Origin of the sequence: Kluyvera sp. EC_51, assembly GCF_019584505.1 — a bacterium.
In the GTDB taxonomy this organism is placed as follows: domain Bacteria; phylum Pseudomonadota; class Gammaproteobacteria; order Enterobacterales; family Enterobacteriaceae; genus Kluyvera; species Kluyvera sichuanensis.
Window position 1 is genome coordinate 1 of the sequence record NZ_VDAG01000058.1, and the last position, 231, is coordinate 231.

At 57.6% G+C, this 231-nt stretch carries 1 protein-coding gene; it reads left to right on the forward strand.

What is annotated here, in order from left to right; all coding sequences use genetic code 11:
- The coding region (locus FHC49_RS11640) for an IS1 family transposase (RefSeq protein ID WP_213090065.1) at window positions 1-231 on the forward strand (231 nt) is incomplete at both ends.

Consider the following 231-nt stretch of genomic DNA (forward strand, 5'->3'; position numbering starts at 1 on the left):
TACAGCCGGGCAGTGACGTCATCGTCTGCGCGGAAATGGACGAACAGTGGGGATACGTCGGGGCTAAATCGCGCCAGCGCTGGCTGTTTTACGCGTATGACAGGCTCCGGAAGACAGTTGTTGCGCACGTATTCGGTGAACGCACTATGGCGACGCTGGGGCGTCTTATGAGCCTGCTGTCACCCTTTGACGTGGTGATATGGATGACGGATGGCTGGCCGCTGTATGAAT